Origin of the sequence: Pedobacter sp. (genome assembly GCF_037719805.1) — a bacterium.
Lineage (GTDB): Bacteria > Bacteroidota > Bacteroidia > Sphingobacteriales > Sphingobacteriaceae > Pedobacter.
Genome location: NZ_JBBJLZ010000002.1, coordinates 37,499 through 59,094, shown reverse-complemented (window position 1 = coordinate 59,094; position 21,596 = coordinate 37,499). Strand labels below are relative to the sequence as shown.

The window sequence follows — 21,596 nt, the reverse complement described above, 5'->3', positions numbered from 1 at the left end:
TATGGCAGAACTATCAATTTTCGCAGCCTCCCAAAATGTACTAGGGGAATCTCCCTTCTGGCATCAAGCCCGGCAGAGTGTGTTTTGGGTAGACATTGATTCGGGCACACTGCATGAGCAAGGATTAGTATCTGGCAGCAGTAATACCTGGCGTTTAGGTAATAAGATATCAGTTATTCTTTCTGCAGAGGGCGATCATTTGTTGCTCGGTTCCCTGGATGGCATCGCAAGATTTAATCTGTTGACACAGGACTGGGACCTGGTCGTACCTATTGAAGTCGGCGCGTCTGGGCTTCGGTGTAACGACGGTGCTTTTGACGGGCAAGGAAATCTTTGGATTGGTAATATGAATATGCAGGTTAAGGAAGGTCTTGGAAGTTTGTACCGTGTTCGTGAAAATCGGGAACCTTCGAAAATTCTTGATCAGCTTACCATTCCAAACGGCTTGGTCTTTTCTTTAGATCACAAGCGGATGTATTTCATTGATACCCCAACTAAGACGGTGATGTCTTACTTTATCGACCCAATTGGTAATCTATTATTGGAGAGACCAGCAGTTGTAATCCCAAATAATATGGGAATGCCCGATGGGATGACAATAGATGAACAGGGCATGTTATGGGTTGCCTTGTATGGAGGTGCAGCGGTTAGTCGTTGGAATCCCGAAAATGGAAGATTACTCGAGGTAGTTCCCGTTCCTGCTCTACATGTCACTAATTGTTGCTTTGCGGGCGACGAACTCGATGAGTTAATCGTAACCTCCGCCAGTGAAAACATGACCCAGGCTGAATTAGCAATGTATCCTCAATCTGGTAATGTCTTCAGAATCAAATCCCTTGGCGCAAAAGGGATTAAAATGCAATCTCATAAACCTTCGACCACATTTTTCCAGTGACATACACCTTCTTTGTATCCGGGTCATAAGCAATGCCATTCATTTCGTTAGCATTCGGATTGTCTGCTTTCTCGGCTGCGTAAATGGGGTTCATATCTAGTCTGGCAACTATGTTGCCCGTCGCAGGGTCAATTTTAACGATATCATTGGTGAGCCAAACGTTCGCATAAATGTAGCCGTCTATGTACTCCAGTTCATTGATCATAGGTAAAGGCTGTCCGTCTCTAGTCACCGTAATCGTCTTGATCGGCTTTTGGGTATTTGGGTCGAGGTAAGTTAATGCGCTGGAACCATCGCTCATAATGATGGACTTACCATCTGTCGTCAATCCCCAACCTTCAAGGTTTGCATATTTAAACTCACCTAGCTTCTTGAAGGTGTTTGCATCATAAATGAATCCTTTCTGATTTTTATAAGTGACCTGATACAACTTGTCGTTTAAAATAACTACGCCTTCTCCAAAGTAAATTGAACGGTCCAATTCAATTTTTTCATCGAGTTTACCTGTCTTGGTATTTAAAATACCAATTAGCGATCTGGCGGAAGGTTTATCACTTGGTGAGCCTGTACTTTCTATAAATTGTCCCTTGTGGACAAGGAAACCTTCCGTAAATGATACCGTATCATGGGGAAATGTACCATTCAGCTTAAATGTCAGATTCTGTATGGGATTCGGTAAAACAGCCGTAGCAGCATCTTCCGTAGTATTTTCTTCATTGCTACAGCTATTTAAAACAGCCAGTGCCAGTATGTAAATTAGTGACCTGAATTTCATGCCATAAATCTAATGAAATTAGAGAACTTCGAAACGGTACTTTTTTAAAGTAAATATATAGACTTGTTTACCTATTCAGCTGAAATGCAGATGATGGATTTGTTACTGTAATTTGATCGAATTCTTTTAATGTTAAGCCATTTTGTAGCAGTCGTGGCTTAAGTTTGGTAAACAGCGTGACATAGGGTACGGTATTACCATTTTGATAGGGCTGAAAATTTGTCTCCGAATCTTTGCGGACGACCGCAAACCCATCGTCCTGAGAAACTAGTAACCTTGAAAGCAGGCCTGCTGACTTAAATCTCATGATGTCACTTTCGTACTTGCTCAAAGAGGTTTCTGTACTATTCAGTCCGTCAAGACTGATCCAACAACCACTTTTAGCTAAACGTATCTGGGTGTCGCCTTTCTCATCGTTCTGAGCATGCACCCAGATGAAAGCCGAAGGTTTTACACCCATCGTCTTAAGGATGTCAAGTTGCTGAATTGCCGCTTCGGCGTTGCCTGTATGTATTGCTATTTTTAAGCCAGTCTTCAAGTGGGTTATCGCAGCTGATTTGATCAGTTTGATCTCAATCTCTTTCAAAGGTCCATTGTCAGTGCCCAGTTTTATAAATCCGGGCTTGATTTCGGTACCATCAATTCCATGCGTATATTCAGTTATCCATCGTTCAGAGAGTTGGCGATCTGATTCGGTGTATGCATGATCAGGCAGATATTTTTGTCCAACGGCTGCATAGTACCCCGTGTTGGTGATGATATTTAAGCCGCTTAAAGAAGATAACTGTTTCAAAAGCTTTACATTTTTTCCTATGTATGACGGACTGCATTCGAAAAGACTTTTAATGCCAACTTTTTTTATGGTCTCAAGGTGCGGTAACAACACAGCCAAGGCTCGTTCATCGGTATACTCCGCATGGTCAGTGCTTTTAGCCCCCGCAAAGTCAGTTATAAAATGCTCGTGTGGCAAGCTGTGTCCAAGCTCAGAAGCGTGGATTTTTCCTTTGACTGTCATCAAAAAAGGTTCTGCCACGGGAACGTTGATCGACGACTTCTGCCCCGCAAATGCTGGAACAGCGCAGAGGAAAGCTATAAAGTCCCGTCTCTTCATTCCGTGAATTTAACAATTTTACTTAGATTCGTCTAACCACCTATAAACCAAAAGTATGAATACTAAGCCAGTCGCTCTTTTTGCTTTTTTTATTGTAAGCTTGTCCTCGCTTTGTTTCAACCCTGCTTTTAGTCAGCACTCAGATTTGTCACCACGAGCGCTACGGTGTGAATATTTAGACGATCCGGAAGGACTGGATGAGCGGCAGCCCAGGTTAAGCTGGACGCTTGAAACTAGTGACCCTGAGAAATTCGGTTCAGGGCAAAATTCATATCAGCTTTTAGTTGGTACTTCCTTAAGTAGCCTGAAGGCCGGTAAAGGAGATGCCTGGGATTCCGGATGGATCAAATCTTCGCAGATGCAACTTATCAATTACGCGGGAAGGTCACTCGTGTCCGACAAAAAATATTATTGGAAGGTCCGTATCAAGGATGAAAAAGGTAATGTTTCGTCCTGGAGTAACACTGCCCAATGGAGCACGGGTTTATTAAGTCAATCAGAATGGCAGGCTAAATGGATTGGTACAGATCAGATCTATGATCCTGCAGTGGGCGATTGTAACATCTGGGATCCCTGGCTTCGTAAGAACTTTAGCGTCCCGAAGAAGCCGGCACGTGCCATGATCTTCCTGGCCTCTGTAGGATTCCATGAGCTATATGTTAATGGTAAAAAAGTGACCGATGATGTTCTGTCGCCAGCTGTAACTGATCATACAAAACGTGCAAGATACGTCGCTTATGATATTGCGCCATTCCTTACAAAAGGGGAAAATGTGATTGCAATATGGCTAGGTACTTCTTGGTCGATTTTCGGCCCATACATAGAAAAATCCAGACCAAATACTCCTATTGTAATTGCCCAGGCGAGAATAGATGGGCAGCTTCTAAAAACGGATGAAAGCTGGTTAACCCATAAAAGTCCAAACAAGCTGCTGGGCACCTGGGATTTTGGTAAGATGGGAGGAGAGCTTTACGATGCGAGTAAAGAGGAACCTAACTGGAACGCCTTAGATGTCGACAAAGCAGAATGGCAAAAGGCTGTTGTGTACAAGCCCAACCTAACCCTATCTGCGCAGCAAGTTGAACCGAACAAAGTTTTTGATGAGATCAGGCCTACCTCAATTGTGGCCAGGACAGATGGCTCTTTTCGCGTGGATATGGGTGTCAATTTCGCTGGCTGGACTGCTGTAAATGTGAGTGGCGACCCGGGCGACAAAGTGGAGTTTCTATATTCAGAACGGGAGCAGGAAGATATGACTTTCAATCTTCACAGCGCCTACATCATTGGTAAAACGGGGAAAGGAACATTCAAAAATCGTTTCAACTACAGCTCTGGGCGGTGGATTACCATTAAGGGATTAAAGCATCAGCCTGCCCTAACTGATATTAAGGGCTGGATGCTGCGGACAAATTATAAGGAATCTGCAGAATTCGAATGCTCAGATCCTTTACAAAACTGGATCTATAAAACGGTGAAATGGACTTTTCAAAATCTTTCAATTGGAGGCTTTATTGTCGACTGTCCTCAACGTGAGCGACTCGGGTATGGTGGTGATGCTCATGCTACTTGCGAGACAGGTATGATGAACTATAAGATGGGGGCCTTTTACACGAAGTGGATGGAAGATTGGCGGGACGTTAAAGGGACGGAAACCGTTGTGGGTAATATGTATGATACGGCCTGGTTTCACAAGGGCTCAATGAGCGGTCGCCCTTTAAATAAAGGTATTTTACCACACAGTGCGCCAACCTACATGGGAGGAGGTGGCCCGGCCTGGGGTGGGATAGTAGTTGCGTTACCATGGTTTGTTTATCAGCAGGAAGGTGATGTAAGGATGTTGAATAAAAATTTTGAATTGATTCAGGATTGGCTAGCTTTTTTAAAGACACAGTCCAAGGATAATATGCTGACTAGATATGGCGGAGACTGGGACTTTCTGGGTGACTGGTTATGGCCTGGTGCGACAGCCGAAGGTATGAATAACAACAAGCCACAGGCTGTGTTCCTTAACAATTGCTATATGGTATTTAATTTCAGAACCGCTGCCAAAATTGCCCGTGTCCTTGGCAAGAGCAGAGAGGCTTTAGACTGGGAGCAGCAGGCTTCTGCAACAAGTGCAGCGATTCATGCTAAATATTACAATGCTGATGACCACAGTTATTCTGACCGGTCAATGTCTAATCTTGCTGCTTCGTTGCTAGGAGAAATTATGCCGGTTGAATTAAAGCCATTGATTATGAAGCGTCTCGAAAAGGAAATCATGGAGGTACGAAACGGGCATATAAATGTAGGCATTACCGGTGGCGCTATGCTTTTTAGAGTGTTGAGAGAAGCTGGTCGTGATGATTTGATCTATTCGATGACCTCGAAAACCACTTACCCTAGCTGGGGCTTTATGAAAGAGAATGGAGCAACGACCATTTGGGAAATGTGGGAAAAAGACTTGCCTGGGCATTCGTTGCTGCACAGTTCCTATCTCTATCCGGGAGCCTGGTACATTGATGGCTTAGCTGGAATCAAAAAAGATGCTAACAGGCCTGGTATGCAGCATTTCGTGCTCAGGCCACCAATGCTCAAAGAAGAACAGATGGCTTGGGCAAAGGCTACGATGGATTCGCCTTCCGGGTTAATTAAAACATATTGGAAGCGTGAGAATAGAATACTTTATTATGAGATCACGGTGCCTCCTAATACCAGCGCAACTTTGCAAATTCCTGTGGCTGAAGCAGGCACAATATCAGGAGCAGGCATAGGCTTTAAGGATGCCGGGATGAAAGATGGATTTAAGACTTATCACCTTGGATCCGGGAATTACAAATTGCAGTTTAAAAGGAGCTGAAATAATCATTGATCTCGCATCGGTAGCTGTTTCGCTTTTCCCCAGACCTCGTAAATTTTGTCTCCTTTGCTGCTTAAACCACTGTGATGCCATTTGTCGCCTTCCAGTTTACCGTCGAAGCTAAGCGCAGCGCCCACGCGGGAATTGTCCCTTGAAAAGAATTCAATGTTCTCCGTATATATTCCATCTTTAAACGTGTATGACCCACCTCCTGTACCGGCAAACAGCTTTTTATCCGGATCAATAGCCACCCATTGAAATTTGGTACCAGTAAGCATTTTATAGGTTTGTCTGCTGCCCGTTTGATGGATCTCTGCGACTTTTCCATCGTCACCCATTCTCCCGGTGATCTTCCATACTCCGGCCAGTGGAGCCTTCCCTTCGTCTACTTTGCTAAACTTAATTTCGCCCTGCTCCATTTGCAATGCCAGTTGATTACCTGGTACGGAGAAAGGGATGCTCATTTGTTCACCCACTTTTGTAGAATCGCTGCTGTTGTAAAGTACCTTCACATTCAGTTTGCCGTTAGAAAGCTCGAAGTTACCACCCTGGCTCATGACAAATGCTTTTCCTTGTTTAAGCGTATAAAAACAAAAGTTATCCTGGAAGAATAAATAATGGGTCTCTTCTCCATTTGTGAGCTGCCAGGCGCCTGTCACTGCGGTGGATTGTGCCAGGGTAGCGCTGATGATTGCAAAAAATAGGACTACGATTACAAATAGTTTTCTCATTTTTGGATGTATTTTGTTGTCTTAAGATAGGTACAAATAATAGCATATGGAAATATTTCAGCGGACAATAAGCTTAAGAGCCAGAAGACGAGGCTTTCATTTAATTACTGCAGAACTGGAAGCAGCTTTGCCAGAGATTTCTAAGTTAAAGGTTGGCATTTGCCAGGTTTTTATTCAGCATACCTCTGCTTCTTTAACAATCAACGAGAATGCAGATCCAACAGTCAGAGCCGACTTTGAAATGTACTTTAACAAGACGGTATTGGAGGACGACCCAGAATATCAACACGACTATGAAGGATCCGATGATATGCCTGCTCATTTAAAAGCGGCGCTGCTCGGTTCTTCAGTAACAATTCCAATCACGCGCGGAAGGCTGGCTTTTGGTACCTGGCAAGGCATCTATCTCTGTGAGCATAGAAACCAGGCTGGGCAGAGGAACCTCGTAATTACTGCCTGGGGTAGCACATTATAGGCATTTATTCGTGTTCAGTTAATCCTTAAGTAAGCGTTGCTGAGGGGTTGTTAGGCCGTATCTAGGGCTAAGGGATATACCAACGCCCTAGCAACGCCCTAGCAAGGCCCTAGCAAGGCCCTGGAAACCACGAGCAACATCCGAAAAATATTCTAGATTTGTCTTGAGCGATTGGAAGTAATTCTCTATCTTTCAATGCCTTTTAAAGCGCCGTAACCAAATAATAAACGTCAAACGTCTGTATGAAGATTTTTTACTTGTTAATTGCAGTTACGCTCTCCTGTATTTCGTTCTCTAATGCTCAAAACCTCCGAAAAAAAGTTAAGCTGTTTGATGGCAAGACCTTTAAGGGTTGGCAAGGTGATCTGGGTAAAACATGGACCATTGAAGATGGTGCTATCGTAGGTGGAAATGGCATTGAAATGGTTCTGCACAATGAGTTTATCAAGACAGATGGAGAATACTCCAACTACAGCCTTAAATTAAAATTTAAGCTTACTGGGACGGAAGGCTTTGTAAATGGGGGCGTGCAATTCCACAGTCAGCGCATCACCGATCCTAACTTTGAAATGATTGGTTATCAAGCCGATATTGGAGAAGGGTTTTGGGCATCGTTATACGATGAATCACGCAGGAACAAATTGCTCGCGACCGCTGATCCGGAGAAAGTTAAATCGATACTGAAGCTCAATAACTGGAATGACTATGAAGTCAGGACTGTAGGCCGGCGAATTCAAATCTTTCTTAATGGCAAGCAAACGGTTGACTACACTGAACAGGATCAAAGTATTCCGCAGTCTGGGCATATTGCCTTCCAACTTCATGGAGGTGGCAAGACTAAGGTCCAATACAAGGACATCATTTTGCAAAGGCTCAAATAGCTCCCAAATTCTAAACACAAATAAACCAAATATATCATGACTACCAAACGTTACATCATTACTCTTCTAACTGCTGTGCTTATAATTCCGTTGAGCTATGCATTCAAAAGCGACGCATTAAAACTTATATCCTCAAGAAAGGAGGTTAAATTCGACAGGGAATTTATTCTTGAATCCACTATGCTAGGATATATAGGTCAGGATGGAAAGCGCAACCCTACTTTAAAAATGAGTAAGGGAGAGCTGGTACGTATAAAATTAGTCAATGGCGAATTAATGACGCACGACATTGCGATCGAAAAGGCTGGAGTAAAAAGCAAAACGCTTGTTGAAAAAGGCGATACCACGAGCGTAGTATTCCGTGCAGATAAAAGTGATGTCTATTTTTGCAGTATTCCAGGGCATCGGGCTGCAGGGATGGTTGGAAAGATTGAGGTAACAGAAGGTGCAGTTAAAACAGAAGTTGTCGTTGCAGGGATGCTGCCAAAAAAAGGAACTAAAACGCTGAACCTGAACTTCGAAAAGGCTACACTTGAAGACTGGACAGCTACCGGAGATGCGTTTACTAGTCCGCTGGTTGGAGCAGATATTGCTTCTGTCTATGAAAAGGACGTAAAAACCGGTATCAGTAGTGCCTATTTTGTGAGTAGCGGAGGTACTAAAAATTATAAAAAGACTGGAACACTAACCTCCGTGCCATTTTTGGTCACACAACCCTTTGCTTCATTTAAAGTGTCGGGTGGCGCCTTACAAGATACCAGAGTGGAATTGGTGCAGGCCGATAACAAAAAAGTGTTTTATCAAATCACAGGTGCAGGTAGGGCGACGCTTCAACCGGTAGTTGTTGATATGAAAGAGCTGATGAACAAGGAGATCTTCATTCGCATTGTAGATAATGAGACCGGTATATCGCAGATCCCATACATTGGCGACGATATATGGGGTCATATTAATTTCGATGATTTTCTGTTTTACGCTACCCGTCCCAACTTTTCTAACGAGTTAAAGAAAGAGGATATTATAATTCTTCCGCCGCTGGATCCTGTAGTTAATTCCGGGCTATCTGGTTTAAAAGCCGCAGAAGCGATGACAACTAAAAACGGTTTCAGCGTGAAATTAGCTGCCGCTGAACCAGACATCATTCGTCCAATTAGTTTTACCATTGATGCGAGAGGCAGATTATGGGTTGTTGAGGCCCATACTTACCCAATTCGCGCTGCTGAAGGGCAGGGCAAAGACAGGGTCTTGATTATGGAAGATACCAATGGAGACGGAACGCTGGATAAACGGACTGTTTTTATGGAAGGGCTTAATCTTGTAACAGGAATTGAAGTCGGCATGGGGGGCGTTTGGTTGGGCGCTGCACCGAATCTATTGTTTATCCCAATTGATATGAAGACGGATAAACCTGCTGGTCCACCGCAGATTCTACTTGATGGTTGGGGTTATCAGGATACTCATGAGATGTTGAACAACTTAAAGTGGGGTCCGGATGGATGGCTTTACGGAACGCACGGCGTATTTACGCAATCCAATGTAGGTGCTCCGGGCGCAACCGATGCTGAAAGAACCAGATTAAATGCTGGGGTTTGGCGGTATCACCCAACGTCAAAAAAGTTTGAATTGTTCGCCGAAGGTACCAGTAATCCATGGGGTATAGATTTTAATGACTACGGACAATCATTTGTGACCGTTTGCGTAATTCCCCACATGTTTCAAATGATTCAAGGAGCGAGGTATCTCCGCCAGGCAGGAAACCACTTCAATCCTTACACTTATGATGACATTAAAGAAATGGGCGACCATGTACATTGGATCGGCGATAGAGGTCCGCATGCAGGTAATTTCAGGTCTAATTCTAAAGGCGGCGGTCATGCACACGCTGGTGCCATGATCTATTTAGGTAGTGAAAAATGGCCAGCTGAATACCGCAATAATATCTTCATGAACAACATCCACGGAAGTAGAGTCAATATGGACGTGCTTACACGTAAAGGATCTGGTTATGTTGCAAGCCATGGCGAAGATTTTTTATTGACCAATGACACTTGGTCTCAATGGCTGAACTTTAAATATGACCAGAGCGGCTCTGTGTTCGCTATAGACTGGTATGATAAAAATCAGTGCCACAGTCCGAATCCTGATGTTCACCAGAAAACGATGGGTAGGATTTTCAAGATCAGCCATTCGAGCGACCAGTGGAAGAAGGTAGATTTATACAAGGCTTCAGACAAAGAATTGGTAGAATGCCAGTTGAATAAGAACGAATGGTATGTAAGAGAAGCGCGCCAGATATTACAGGAGAGAGGTCCGAACAAGAAAGTTCATAAAATGCTGAAAGAATTTTTAGCCAATAACCCGGATGAGACCAGGAAGCTTCGTGCACTTTGGGCTTTGCATGTAACGAAAGGCCTGGAAGAAACGGACCTGTTAGCCTTGCTATCCAATACCAGCGAATACGTGAGAAGCTGGGCGATCCAACTAATTGCCGAAGACAAGAACCCTTCTGCTGCTGCCATGAAGCGATTTGCGGAACTCGCGGCATCAGACCCCTCAGCAATGGTGAGGTTGTATTTAACCTCTGCACTACAGCGCGTTGATCCAGGTAAGAGATTTGAAATACTAGAGGCTCTGGTGCAGCATGAAGAAGATAAAGATGACCACAACCTTCCTTTGATGCTTTGGTATGCATTAGAACCAACCGTTCCTGTTGATATGAACAGGGCCCTGGCAATTGCGGCAAAAGCTAAAGCACCAAGGTTACTGACCTTCACTAAAGATCGTTTGACTGCTATTAATACACCTGATGCTAAAAAGGTATTGGATGCATTTAACCAGCAAATGGGTACGATGAAGATGGACCATAGTCAGCATAAAATGAAGTAGAAGTGGACCGCTAAAACCTTATCGGTTTACCTATTGTTTCTAGTGGAAATTGAATTCTTATGGGCTTAGAGAAATATAAGGACAAGCGCGATTTTAGCAAAACTGCGGAACCTAAAGCTGGTAAAAGCAGTGATAAGAACAAATTGCTTTTTGTTATTCAAAAGCATGATGCATCACGTCTCCATTACGATTTCCGTTTGGAAATGGAGGGGGTGTTGAAAAGCTGGGCCGTGCCTAAGGGACCATCAACTGATCCTAAGATGAAGCGACTAGCCATGATGGTAGAGGACCACCCATTTGACTACAGGACTTTTGAGGGGATAATTCCTGAGGGAGAATACGGGGGAGGGACTGTTATTGTTTGGGACCAGGGAACTTACGAGCCCATTGAGGACATCAAGGGTAAGAAAGCACAAGAGAAGCATTTATTGGAGCAGCTGGAGGCGGGGTCGCTAAAGATCAAGCTTCATGGCGAAAAGCTCAAAGGTGAATTTGCCTTGGTCAAGACCCATGGTATGGCTGAAAATAGTTGGTTGTTAATTAAACATAAAGACGATTTTGCGTCTGCCGAAGACATTACAAAGGAAGACAAATCTGTCTTATCGCATCAGACCATTGCAGAAGTAGAAAAGGACAGTGATCAGGTGTGGCATAGCAATAGAACTGACGAGGCTCCTGTAAAGGCAAAAGCGAAACGGGGACCCAAGTCTGAAAAGAAATTAGTAAAAAAAGACAGTGAATTAGGAATTCGTTTGGGTATGAAGCCTATGCTTGCGACGCTGGTAAATGAGCCCTTTGACGACCCGGACTGGCAATATGAGGTTAAATGGGATGGTTACCGTGCGCTAGCGTTTTTGAATAAAGGCGAAGTTGACTTAGTCTCCAGGAACAATAAGAGCTTCAAGGAGAAATTCTATCCGATTTATGAGCTGTTGAAGACCTTTCAAATGGACGCAGTATTTGATGGAGAGATATTGGTGCTAAATGAAAAAGGGATCTCTAATTTTGGAGATCTGCAGAATTGGCGAAGTGAAGCTGATGGAGAGCTTGTTTATTATGTTTTTGATCTGATCTGGCATGATGGAAAAGATCTGAAAGATTTTCCACTTCATGAGCGGCAAAAGCTTTTGGAACAGGTGTTGCCGCAAGATGATGATCGGGTCAGGTTAAGCAAAGTCTTTACTACCAATGGGATTGATTTTTATCGTGCTGCGGAGAAAATGGGCCTTGAGGGAATCATTGCAAAGAAAAAAGACAGTATTTATGTGCCTGATTTCCGTTCGAAGGATTGGCTAAAGGTCAAAGTGCATAAGAGGCAAGAGGTAATTATTGCCGGATATACCAAGAATACCGACACCACTAAACCCTTTAGTTCTTTGTTGCTTGCTGTTTATGTTGACGGTGCATTAGAATATGTTGGAAAGGTTGGAACCGGTTTTTCGGTAAAGCTTCAAAAAGAGATGATGGCGCAATTCGAGCCCTTAATTACCGATGAAAGCCCATTTAAAGAGGTGCCTGACATCAATAAGCCTTCGCGTTTCAGACCAAATCCACCGAAGGCAAAAGCGACCTGGCTTAAACCGGAACTGGTTTGCGAGATTGCATTTGCAGAAGTAACCAGTGACGGTGTATTTCGACACCCGTCCTTTGAAGGCATGAGGATTGACAAGAAGGCAAAAGAGGTTATCCGGGAGGTTGCTGCGCCAACACAAGATTTGGTTGATAAAGTTGCAGAGGTTGTAGAAGAAGTGAGTTCGGAGACTGAGGTGCACGAAACCGGTTTAAAACCGCCTAAGAGCGAAACGAAAAAGACGCTCTTAAATCCGAAAGATGAAACGCAGGTCAGGAAAGTCAATGGTCATGAGTTAAAATTTACCCATTTAAGCAAGCTATACTGGCCTGAGGAGAATATTAGCAAAAGGGATTTGTTTAACTACTACTATCAAATCGCTGATTATATTCTTCCTTATCTAAAAGACAGGCCAATGTCGTTGAACAGATTTCCGGGAGGAATTCACGGAAAGAGCTTTTATCAAAAGAACGTCAAAGACTCCGCTCCTGATTGGGCGAACACCTTCCCTTATTCTACCAGTGACGGTGAAGAAAAGGAGTATTTAGTGGGCACCGATGAGGCATCGCTGCTATGGATGGCATCATTAGGTTGCATCGAAATGAATCCTTGGTTTAGCAGAACGACATCTCCAGACCATCCGGATTACTGTGTAATTGATTTAGATCCCGATAAACAGACTTTTGACCAGGTGGTTGAAACTGCAAATGTGGTTAAGGAAATTCTGGACACAATCGGTGTTCCTTCCTTCTGTAAGACTTCCGGTTCAACGGGCATACATATTTACATTCCCCTGGCTGCAAAGTATGACTACGATCAAAGTCAGCTTTTTGCCAGGATCATTGTCAATATTGTGCACAAGCAACTCCCAGACTTTACGAGTGTGGAACGGATGATTGCAAACAGAGATGGTAAGATGTACTTAGATTTCTTGCAAAACCGGCCCGGGGCAACTATTGCGGGACCTTACTCGTTAAGACCAAAACCTGGAGCTACGGTATCCATGCCACTGCATTGGGAGGAAGTTAAGAAAGGTTTGCAAATGAAAGATTTTACTATTGCGAATGCAGTAGAACGGGTTAGGGCAGAGGGGGACCTTTTCAAAGGTGTGCTTGGCAAAGGCATCGACTTGGAAGAGACGATCAAGAAAGCGAAAAGCATGTTTGAGTAAGGCGTTGTTACGAACGGTCACGGAGCGTCATCAGGGTGACGCTCGTTACCGGTTAAGCGCTACAAAAATATTGGTCGGTCTAGTTTTATCGCGATGCGATGCGCTGCGTTCATTAAGCCAACATGGCTATAGGCCTGCGGGAAGTTACCCCACTGACTCCCATTACTTTCATCTACGTCTTCGCTAAACAGGCCTAAATGATTGGCATATTTGATTATCGACTCAAACTCCCTGATTGCATCATCCAGTCTACCAACACAAGCCAACGCTTCAACATACCAAAAAGCACAAATTAAGAATGTGGTTTTCGGTTTCCCGAAGTCATCTGTATGCTTATACCTGTAGAACAAACCGTTTTCTGCTTTCAACTCTTGCTCCAGCGCCATCAGATGATCTTTCGCTTTTTGCGAATTCGGATCAAGGTAATTCATCAGTATGAGCTGCAGCGTACTGGCATCAAGATGTGAACTTCCTACAGCATGGTTATATACTTTTCGTTCCGGATCGTAGCAGTCTTCAATGTGTTGAGCCGCTTTTTTAATCAAGATGCTGGCCCGCTCTTCAAACTCTGCATTGCCAATGGTCTTGGCCATTTTAAGCGCTGCATTTGCACCTGCCCATTGAAAGAGATTAGTATAGCAATGAATGTGAGCAAGATTTCTAAATTCCCAGATGCCGGCATCTTCCTCATCAATGGTATGTTCAATTTTAGTCAGCAAATAGTCGAGCCACTGAGAAGAGTCTCGCCGCTCTTTAAAGATAAAACGGGAATCTGTATAAAGAGGCAACATAGACACGAGAACCTGACCATAGATATCATTCTGAATGTGTTCATAAGCCTGGTTTCCTATACGAACGGGTTGGTTGCCCTGATAGCCGGCTATATGGTCGAGTATACGCTCTGTAAGTACTCTTTCTCCTGCGATTCCAAATAATGGCTGATAACGTTCATCGTTTCTAAAGGAGATATCCGTCACATAACCGAAATACTTTTCCATTTCTTCAAAGTGTCCAATGTGACTTAGCGCATTGATCACATAGTAAGTATCACGCATCCAGCAGTATCGGTAATCCCAATTTCTAGTGCTCCCCGGAGACTCGGGGAGGCTGGTCGTACTGGCTGCTATTATTGCGCCTGTATCTTCATATTGATGAATTTTCAATACTAATGCAGAACGTATAACGATAGGTTGATAGAAGATGGCTATACTTGAGTGTTTGATCCAGCGCCTCCAGTAATTGATGGTCTCTGTTAAGAAGCGCTCAGCCGTGCTGTTGATAGGTGCGTCGAGATTGTGTCCGTATGTTAAGATCAGATACTTTGTTTCATTGAGTGCAAAATATTTACCATCCTCTATATAACTTAGAGAGATATTGGTACTTAGTTGCATATCTTCATCTGCACCTGTAAATTCAATGTGATTACTTCCACGGTGTCCGAGTTGTTTTATTGTTCCATAATCAGCTACAGGTTTACACACAACTCTAACTCTTGGATTTCCTATGATCGTTTCAATCTTTCTAATCAACATCAATGGCTTATAGTAGCGTTCATGCTGATAAAATCTCGGTGCAAAGTCCGTGATTCTATAAGTGCCTTCTGAATTAGTGATCTCCGTACAGATGACATTTGTATTTTCAAAATAGAATTGGTTAGACTCAAACTCACCGCTTGGGCGAATAGAGAATTCACCACCTTTATCGGCGTCCAGTAGACCTCCGAACACGAAAGTACTGTCAAACCTTGGCCAGCAAAGCCAATCTATATTTGTATTTTTATTCACGTGCGCGAGGTAGGCGCAGTTTCCGATGATACCAGTTTGATAGGTATGTCTTTCTTGCATATTAGGTTGCCCGATTGTTTTATAAGTCTGAAAATGTAGTAAGTAATTCCCTGACCTCGTTATAATCTTTTAAATAATATTTGGCTGCAGAAATGTTACTGCCTACTTTAATGGTAAAAGCCCCGTCTGGGAGCGCCTTAAATATGTCCTCATCCGTATGGTCATCTCCAAATCCAATAATAAAATCCGGCTGGACATCTAACAGCCAGTTTTGAGTGGCTTTGCCCTTATTGACTTCAATGTTTTTGAATTCAATCACCTTATTCCCTTCTAACATCTGAAGCCCCTTGTCGGCAATCGTCATTCGCAGATGGTTCGTGATTTCATTGGCTCTGAGCTCTCCAAGTCCTTTTTCAACACGTCGGTAATGCCAGACCAGTGAGTAACTTTTATCTTCAATAAATGACCCCGGCGTTCTGTCGGTGTAGGCATCCAGTACTGCTTTTACTTCATTCTTCCACTTGTCGGTCAGTAATGGCAGCACCTTCCATTCTTCACCCAGATGCTTTTGCCATGCGCCATGTTCTGCGATCAGATCCACGTTTAAGTGACCGAACCATTGTTCAAGCGTTTGATAGTTGCGACCACTGATCAGTATCACCTTATTTGCAGGATCTTGTGTTAATTTAGTTAAGATAGTATAAAGAGCTTCATCCGGTGCGGCTTTATTGATGTCGCCATGGAAGCCAACGAGGGTTCCATCATAATCCAAAAAGATAAATCTATTTTTCGCGTTAGCATAAGCAGTACCAATATCTGCTCGGATAGCCGGCGATGCGTATTTTGTAAGTAAAGACTCCTGCATTTGTTTAACCTCTGATAATTTCTCCATAAAGTTTTTAACCCAAAGGTTAATATTGAATTTCTTTACGATGTACCGCATACTGGTCATGCGCGTAACCTGCTCTTCCAGAGGCATTTTTATAGCTTCGATGATTGCCCGCATAATGTCACCAATATTATTTGGGTTAACGATAAGCGCATCATTAAGTTCTTTAGATGCACCTGCCATTTCACTTAGAATTAATACGCCATCATTGTTGGTTCTGGAAGCGACATACTCTTTACTAACCAAGTTCATGCCATCTCTCATCGGAGTAACTAAACAGATATCCGCTACAGAGTATAGGGCTGATAGATATTCTATCGAGTAAGAGCGGTAGAAGTAATGAATGGGCATCCAGTTCATCGTTCTAAACCGGGAGTTTATGTTGCCAACTAACTGATCAATATTGTGCCGTAACTCTTTGTATTTTGGAACTGTGTCTCTCGAAGGTACGATGATCATAACCAGTTCAATCTTTTCGATATAATCAGGATGAAGCTGCAACAATAGTTCCAGCGCCTGAAGCCTTTGTATGATTCCTTTGGAGTAATCCAGTCTATCAATAGATAGAATTATCTTCTGATTTTTATGCACATCCTTAAAAGCTGCGGAGTGCCTGGATACTTTGGTGTTTTTCGTTAACTCATCAAATTTATCATTATCGATTCCCATTGGGAAGGCTTCCACTACAATTTGGCGGCTCTTATGAATAAGTACATTTTCTGAAAGCTTCGCTGATGACAGACGGGAAGCGGCGCTTAGGAAGTGACGCACGTCATCGAAGGTATGGAAACCCAAAAGGTCGGCACCTAGAATCCCATCAATAATTTCTTCTCTCCAGGGAATCAACCGGAATATCTCATAGGATGGAAACGGAATGTGCTGAAAGAAGCCGATGGTTACTTGCGGCATATTACTTCTTACATAGGAGGGAAGCAGTAACAGTTGATAATCATGAATCCATAAGGTGTCTCTGTCGCCGATATGATTTATGACCTCCCGACTAAACTTTTCATTGACGGTTTTATAGGAATCCCAGTAGTCTTGTTCGAAATTGGCATAGGTAGCGACATAGTGAAAGATTGGCCATAGGGTTTCGTTGCTGAATCCTTCATAGTAAAGATTGATTTCTTCGTTACTTAGAAAGACAGGTATGAGATTTAAAGCGGTGAGTTTCTGTCTGACTTCTTCCTGCCGATCCTCCGGGACTTCAATTCCAGGCCATCCAATCCAAATATTATTACCGGTTTTGTATACCGAGCCTAGTCCTGTTGCTAAGCCGCCTTCGCTAGCCTGTAGTATATATTCGCCGTTTTGCTCAGTGATCTTTACCGGGAGACGATTTGATACTATTATAGTTCTGTTATCACCTGTCATATCACATAAAACAACGACATCAAGCGTTAATTGTTTATTTTCTTTTTAATTTGGCGCTTTATAATCTATCCTTATGAAGTTGTCTTTTTTAAAATTGTTGCCTGTTTTAGCCGTTGCAAGTTTATGTTCCTGCTCCTCTCTTTACCTACCAAATGTTCCTAACACCCCCATGCTGAGTACAAAAGGAGAATTTAGCGGTGGCGCCCATGCGTCCCTTGGAGGCAACCTAAGTTTAAACGGTGCTTACGCGGCTTCGAACCATTTTGGTGTAATTGGAAGCCTGTCTTATTTAAATAATGATGGCAGCAGAAAGGACTTAAAACAGAAGCTTGGCGAAATAGGAGGTGGGTACTTCAGTTCATTTGGTCCTGACGACAATCGCATCATAGAAGTTTATGCAGGATATGGAGGGGGCAGAACTGACCGAACCTATTTTAACTACGATAACGACATTTTAACAAGTACAGAGCAGCAGGAAACGACGTATAGTAAAACCTTTTTTCAGGTGAATTACAGCTCCAGAAAAGCCAATAATTTAAAACTCTTTGGGAAAGCGTTCCCAATCAATTATGGAACCGCGGTCAGGATTAGTCATGTAAACATGAAGACCTTTTTAATCAATGGAATCGGGCAGCCGAGGGAAGGTAATTTGTTTTTAGAGCCGATCTTTTTCACCCGTATGAGGTTGAGTGATACTTTCCAGTTACAGTATACCTCCAGCGGGAACTTCGGGCTAAATAGCCGGAAGTTCATAAGTGCTGGAAATTCTATATTTACGATCGGTGCCGTCGTAAATATAGGTGGTAAGGTAAAATAGTTTATTTAAGTGTTAAGACCCAATCAACGATAGACTTAACATCAGCAACCTTCATAGTTGTGTGCGGAGGCATTGGAACTTCGCCCCAAACACCTGCACCACCTTTAATGATTTTATTAGTTAAATAATCCATTGCTTTAGGATCGTCTTTATACTTGGCTGCAACTGCCTGAAATGCAGGACCTACAGATTTTTCATTCGTTTTGTGACAGATCGTACAATCTGTTTTAGCCATAATAGCTTTTGCTATGGCTTCTTTGGAAGCAGCACCAGTCTGGTGACCCATAGTTGTTGCGCCCGCTTTGGCGACTGTGGCGGGTTTAGTTACTGCGCCATTGTTGTAATCAATTCTCACAAGAGCTGCATCAGGATTCTTTGCAAACCAGCCTTTTCCGTATTCCAGAACATACAATTTGTTATCCGGACCAAGTTCCATATCAATTGGAGCAGCAAGTGGTACATTACCCATAAAAGGCTCCATGCTAACATAGTCGCCATTTGGCGCCATAGTTACCGCTTTAACCCAACCACGAACCCACTCATAGATTAAAAGCTTACCGTTATAGTAGGCAGGGTATGAGGTAATGCCTGGTTTAGTATAGAATACAGGACCGGCCATTGCTGTACGGCCTCCTTCACCTACCTGAGGGAAATCTGGCGATACTGCATAAGGATACCATATATATGCAGGCTGTGCTGGTGGTAATTGCGTTAAACCAGTGTTGTTAGGTGAATTATTGATTGGCGCAGCAGGGTCAAATGCATCACCACTCTGACCATTTGTATAATCATACGCACGGTAAGGATAGTTTTTGCCAATAAATAATGGCCACCCAAAGTTACCAGCTTTACGTGCCTGGTTAACCTCATCATATCCTCTTGGTCCTCTGTTAGGGTCGTCATTCTGAGCATCAGGGCCTACTTCACCCCAGTATAAATAACCAGTTTTTTTGTCGACTGAAATTCTATATGGATTTCTGTTACCCATTACAAAGATCTCAGGTTTTGCTTTAGGATCATTTTTAGCGAATAAGTTGCCGTCAGGAATACTGTATGTTCCATCAGCGTTCATTTTAATTCTTAAGATCTTTCCTCTTAGATCGTTCGTATTACCCGCTGATCTTCTTGAATCGTATTGATGCAGATCAGGGCGGTTATCCAAAGGAGCAAATCCTTTATTCTGGAACTTGTCATTTGGAGCCTTGGTATCAAACGGTGTGGAGTTGTCACCGGCAGATACATACAGCAGGTTACCGGGACCGAAAGCAATTGAACCGCCGGTGTGGCAGCAAATTTCTCTTTGAGAATAAAATTCCAGGATCACTTTTTCAGACGTCAGGGAAACTATATCATTGACAAGTTTAAAACGTGACAAGCGGTTTACCGATTTTGCGATAGGGCTATAGAACGCGTAAACAAAACTATTAGTCGCGAAATTTGGATCTACTGCGAGGCCTAAGAGGCCTTCTTCTGCATTTACATCTTTAACGCTTGTTTTGCTATAAACATCTAGTTTTCCTGCATCTTTCAGGGTTTTAGTAGCATTTTTATAGATCAGGAATTCTCCTCGTCTCTGAGAGATTAGAACGTCCTTGTTCGGTAACACGGCTATTTCAGTAGGCTCGGTAAATTGTCCCTGCGTAAGGGTTACCTTCACGAATCTGTTCTGATCTGGTGTGTCAATGGCTAGTTTGTTTGTGATTTTGCTAATTACGCCTGTCGTTTTAAATTGGGTAAATGCAAAAAGCGAAGTCAGGACTACGCCTGACAGTACTAATTTCAAAGGTGCTTTCATGAAAGTTTAATGTGTGTTGGTTTCAAAAATTAAATATAGAAAGATATCTTCAAGATTTTCACCTATATTCGAGATTGTAACAAAATCATTATTTTACAAAGTTTACGATTAATCCACGATTTTGCTACTTTTAGACTTTTTAAACCTAAAACACAGTATGAAACTTAATTACCTAAAGTTTGGAACGACCGCTTTTGTGTGGTTGTTAGGAACTGCGCTTGCGTCTGGTCAGCAATTAGCTGATCAATCAGGAATTGATCTTAAAGATCTTTCAGCATTCAAAAACCCGGGTCAGACATGGTCGGTCGCGGGTGGCGTAACTGCAAATCTGAATGAAGTGAACGTTTTAAACATCACGAAAGGGACGGGGGTCCTGGTGAACCAACCAACAAAGAAAATTGCCGGTGCTGATCTGCTTACGGTGGGAGAGCATGGTGACATCGTTCTTGAACTTGATTACCTGATGGCAAAAGGAGCCAACTCAGGAATTTATTTGCAAGGCATCTACGAAATTCAACTGGAAGATTCCTGGGGTATGTTGAATTCAACTGCTTCTAATAATGGCGGTATCTATGCCAGATGGGATGATACTAAACCAGAAGGAAAACAAGGATATGAAGGACATGCTCCACGTCAGAATACAAGTAAGGCACCAGGCCTTTGGCAACATATCAGAATAGCTTTTCAAGCTGCAAAGTTTGATGGTTCGTTGAAAAAAACTCAAAATGCACGTATCATTTCAATCGAACTGAATGGTGTTCAAATTCATGATAATGTTGAATTGTTCGGATCTACCAGAGGAGCTAACGGATTTGAAAAACCACTTGGTGCATTGCGCTTGCAAGGTGATCATGGTGCTGTTGCATTCAAAAACATTAAATTCTCTAAGTTGCCGGCCGATGCGGTAAGCAGACAAAGGGGGAATGATACTGATCCGATTTATATCAATGTGGCTACTACTCCGAACGTCCGCAGTTTTGTAGACATTCCAGGTGGAACTAAAGTAGTTCACGCGATCTCTGTAAGCAGTCCTTCGCAAGTACACTATAGCTATGATCTAGATAATGGATATCTGTTCCAGGCATGGCATGGTGATTTCGTTGATGCGACTCCAATGTGGCATGATCGAGGTAACGGTACTTCCAGACCTCGCGGTAGTGTAACCACTTTCACTAAGACTCCTGTACCTGCATTGGCAAAACTTGCTGACGCAAACGCAGCTTGGTTAGCAGATACAACGGGAACTGGTTTCCGCACGAAAGGTTATATGATCGATGATCAGAATCGTCCAACTTTTACCTACACAATGTACGGCACCAAGGTTACTGATGCAATCAAAGTATTAGATGGTGGTCAGGGATTAAGCAGAGAGATCAGCCTTGCTTCGCCAGTTGATAATGTATATGCATTATTAGCTACTGGAGTCTCTGATATTCAGGAGACATCAAAAGGTGTATACCTTATAGATGGTCAGTCGTTTTATATCAAATTTGACGACATCAAAACCAAACCTGTGATCAGGGATGCGAATGGCAAGAAAGACTTAATTGTTCTTGTACGTGGCAAGTTAAATTATTCTATTTTATTTTAAAGGCGTTTAGAT

General features: G+C 42.9%; 14 protein-coding genes. 8 read left to right on the top strand and 6 right to left on the bottom strand.

What is annotated here, in order from left to right; genetic code table 11:
* Position 1: 1 nt before the first annotated feature.
* Positions 2-895, top strand: coding sequence for an SMP-30/gluconolactonase/LRE family protein (locus tag WKF66_RS05335; RefSeq protein ID WP_489673385.1), 894 nt, complete (start codon positions 2-4; stop codon positions 893-895).
* Here the strand turns inward: WKF66_RS05335 and WKF66_RS05330 are convergent.
* Positions 852-1,670 carry a glutaminyl-peptide cyclotransferase gene (locus WKF66_RS05330; RefSeq protein ID WP_489673384.1) on the bottom strand — a complete coding sequence of 273 codons (819 nt, stop codon included), beginning with the start codon at positions 1,668-1,670 and terminating at the stop codon, positions 852-854. The genes WKF66_RS05335 and WKF66_RS05330 overlap by 44 nt on opposite strands.
* A gap of 67 nt (positions 1,671-1,737) precedes the next feature.
* On the bottom strand, positions 1,738-2,781 hold the full coding sequence (locus WKF66_RS05325; RefSeq protein ID WP_489673383.1) for a phosphotriesterase family protein: 1,044 nt from the start codon (positions 2,779-2,781) through the stop codon (positions 1,738-1,740).
* A gap of 55 nt (positions 2,782-2,836) precedes the next feature.
* On the opposite strand from WKF66_RS05325, the gene WKF66_RS05320 reads away from it, so the two are divergent.
* Positions 2,837-5,620, top strand: a complete 2,784-nt coding sequence (locus tag WKF66_RS05320; RefSeq protein WP_489673382.1) for a family 78 glycoside hydrolase catalytic domain — start codon at positions 2,837-2,839, stop codon at positions 5,618-5,620.
* 5 nt (positions 5,621-5,625) lie between these two features.
* Here WKF66_RS05320 and WKF66_RS05315 read toward each other — a convergent pair whose 3' ends face one another.
* Positions 5,626-6,351 (bottom strand): hypothetical protein, encoded by a 726-nt coding sequence (locus WKF66_RS05315; RefSeq protein WP_489673381.1) that lies wholly within the window; start codon positions 6,349-6,351, stop codon positions 5,626-5,628.
* A gap of 46 nt (positions 6,352-6,397) precedes the next feature.
* Here WKF66_RS05315 and WKF66_RS05310 point away from each other — a divergent pair, with 46 nt between their 5' ends.
* From WKF66_RS05310 to ligD, 4 genes are all read left to right on the top strand, one after another.
* A complete protein-coding gene (locus WKF66_RS05310; RefSeq protein WP_489673380.1) occupies positions 6,398-6,826 on the top strand; it encodes a secondary thiamine-phosphate synthase enzyme YjbQ in 429 nt (142 codons plus the stop codon).
* Between the two features lie 242 nt (positions 6,827-7,068).
* Positions 7,069-7,707, top strand: a complete 639-nt coding sequence (locus tag WKF66_RS05305; RefSeq protein WP_489673379.1) for a 3-keto-disaccharide hydrolase — start codon at positions 7,069-7,071, stop codon at positions 7,705-7,707.
* Positions 7,708-7,743: 36 nt separating this feature from the next.
* On the top strand, positions 7,744-10,593 hold the full coding sequence (locus WKF66_RS05300; RefSeq protein WP_489673378.1) for a PVC-type heme-binding CxxCH protein: 2,850 nt from the start codon (positions 7,744-7,746) through the stop codon (positions 10,591-10,593).
* 59 nt (positions 10,594-10,652) lie between these two features.
* Positions 10,653-13,334, top strand: coding sequence for a DNA ligase D (gene ligD, locus WKF66_RS05295; RefSeq protein WP_489673377.1), 2,682 nt, complete (start codon positions 10,653-10,655; stop codon positions 13,332-13,334).
* 59 nt (positions 13,335-13,393) lie between these two features.
* Here the strand turns inward: ligD and WKF66_RS05290 are convergent, their stop codons facing one another.
* Together WKF66_RS05290 and WKF66_RS05285 are read right to left on the bottom strand one after the other, a co-directional pair.
* On the bottom strand, positions 13,394-15,178 hold the full coding sequence (locus tag WKF66_RS05290; RefSeq protein WP_489673376.1) for a glycoside hydrolase family 15 protein: 1,785 nt from the start codon (positions 15,176-15,178) through the stop codon (positions 13,394-13,396).
* A 19-nt stretch (positions 15,179-15,197) separates the two neighbouring features.
* Entirely contained in the window at positions 15,198-17,381 is a 2,184-nt protein-coding gene (locus tag WKF66_RS05285; protein WP_489673375.1) for a bifunctional alpha,alpha-trehalose-phosphate synthase (UDP-forming)/trehalose-phosphatase, read from the bottom strand.
* Between the two features lie 169 nt (positions 17,382-17,550).
* On the opposite strand from WKF66_RS05285, the gene WKF66_RS05280 reads away from it, so the two are divergent.
* Entirely contained in the window at positions 17,551-18,198 is a 648-nt protein-coding gene (locus WKF66_RS05280; RefSeq protein WP_489673374.1) for a hypothetical protein, read from the top strand.
* 1 nt (position 18,199) lies between these two features.
* Here the strand turns inward: WKF66_RS05280 and WKF66_RS05275 are convergent, their stop codons facing one another.
* On the bottom strand, positions 18,200-19,993 hold the full coding sequence (locus WKF66_RS05275) for a PQQ-dependent sugar dehydrogenase (protein ID WP_489673373.1): 1,794 nt from the start codon (positions 19,991-19,993) through the stop codon (positions 18,200-18,202).
* Positions 19,994-20,150: 157 nt separating this feature from the next.
* Here WKF66_RS05275 and WKF66_RS05270 point away from each other — a divergent pair, with 157 nt between their 5' ends.
* Positions 20,151-21,584 (top strand): 3-keto-disaccharide hydrolase, encoded by a 1,434-nt coding sequence (locus WKF66_RS05270; protein WP_489673372.1) that lies wholly within the window; start codon positions 20,151-20,153, stop codon positions 21,582-21,584.
* Positions 21,585-21,596 lie beyond the last annotated feature (12 nt).

What these genes read in the sequence shown, in the direction of transcription:
- WKF66_RS05330 (WP_489673384.1), bottom strand. Translation starts at nt 1,670, where the DNA reads ATGAAATTCAGGTCACTAATTTACATACTGGCACTGGCTGTTTTAAAT.
- WKF66_RS05310 (WP_489673380.1), top strand. Translation starts at nt 6,398, where the DNA reads ATGGAAATATTTCAGCGGACAATAAGCTTAAGAGCCAGAAGACGAGGC.
- ligD (WP_489673377.1), top strand. Translation starts at nt 10,653, where the DNA reads ATGGGCTTAGAGAAATATAAGGACAAGCGCGATTTTAGCAAAACTGCG.
- WKF66_RS05335 (WP_489673385.1), top strand. Translation starts at nt 2, where the DNA reads ATGGCAGAACTATCAATTTTCGCAGCCTCCCAAAATGTACTAGGGGAA.
- WKF66_RS05280 (WP_489673374.1), top strand. Translation starts at nt 17,551, where the DNA reads ATGCTGAGTACAAAAGGAGAATTTAGCGGTGGCGCCCATGCGTCCCTT.
- WKF66_RS05290 (WP_489673376.1), bottom strand. Translation starts at nt 15,178, where the DNA reads ATGCAAGAAAGACATACCTATCAAACTGGTATCATCGGAAACTGCGCC.
- WKF66_RS05320 (WP_489673382.1), top strand. Translation starts at nt 2,837, where the DNA reads ATGAATACTAAGCCAGTCGCTCTTTTTGCTTTTTTTATTGTAAGCTTG.
- WKF66_RS05270 (WP_489673372.1), top strand. Translation starts at nt 20,151, where the DNA reads ATGAAACTTAATTACCTAAAGTTTGGAACGACCGCTTTTGTGTGGTTG.
- WKF66_RS05305 (WP_489673379.1), top strand. Translation starts at nt 7,069, where the DNA reads ATGAAGATTTTTTACTTGTTAATTGCAGTTACGCTCTCCTGTATTTCG.
- WKF66_RS05275 (WP_489673373.1), bottom strand. Translation starts at nt 19,993, where the DNA reads ATGAAAGCACCTTTGAAATTAGTACTGTCAGGCGTAGTCCTGACTTCG.
- WKF66_RS05285 (WP_489673375.1), bottom strand. Translation starts at nt 17,381, where the DNA reads ATGACAGGTGATAACAGAACTATAATAGTATCAAATCGTCTCCCGGTA.
- WKF66_RS05315 (WP_489673381.1), bottom strand. Translation starts at nt 6,351, where the DNA reads ATGAGAAAACTATTTGTAATCGTAGTCCTATTTTTTGCAATCATCAGC.
- WKF66_RS05300 (WP_489673378.1), top strand. Translation starts at nt 7,744, where the DNA reads ATGACTACCAAACGTTACATCATTACTCTTCTAACTGCTGTGCTTATA.
- WKF66_RS05325 (WP_489673383.1), bottom strand. Translation starts at nt 2,781, where the DNA reads ATGAAGAGACGGGACTTTATAGCTTTCCTCTGCGCTGTTCCAGCATTT.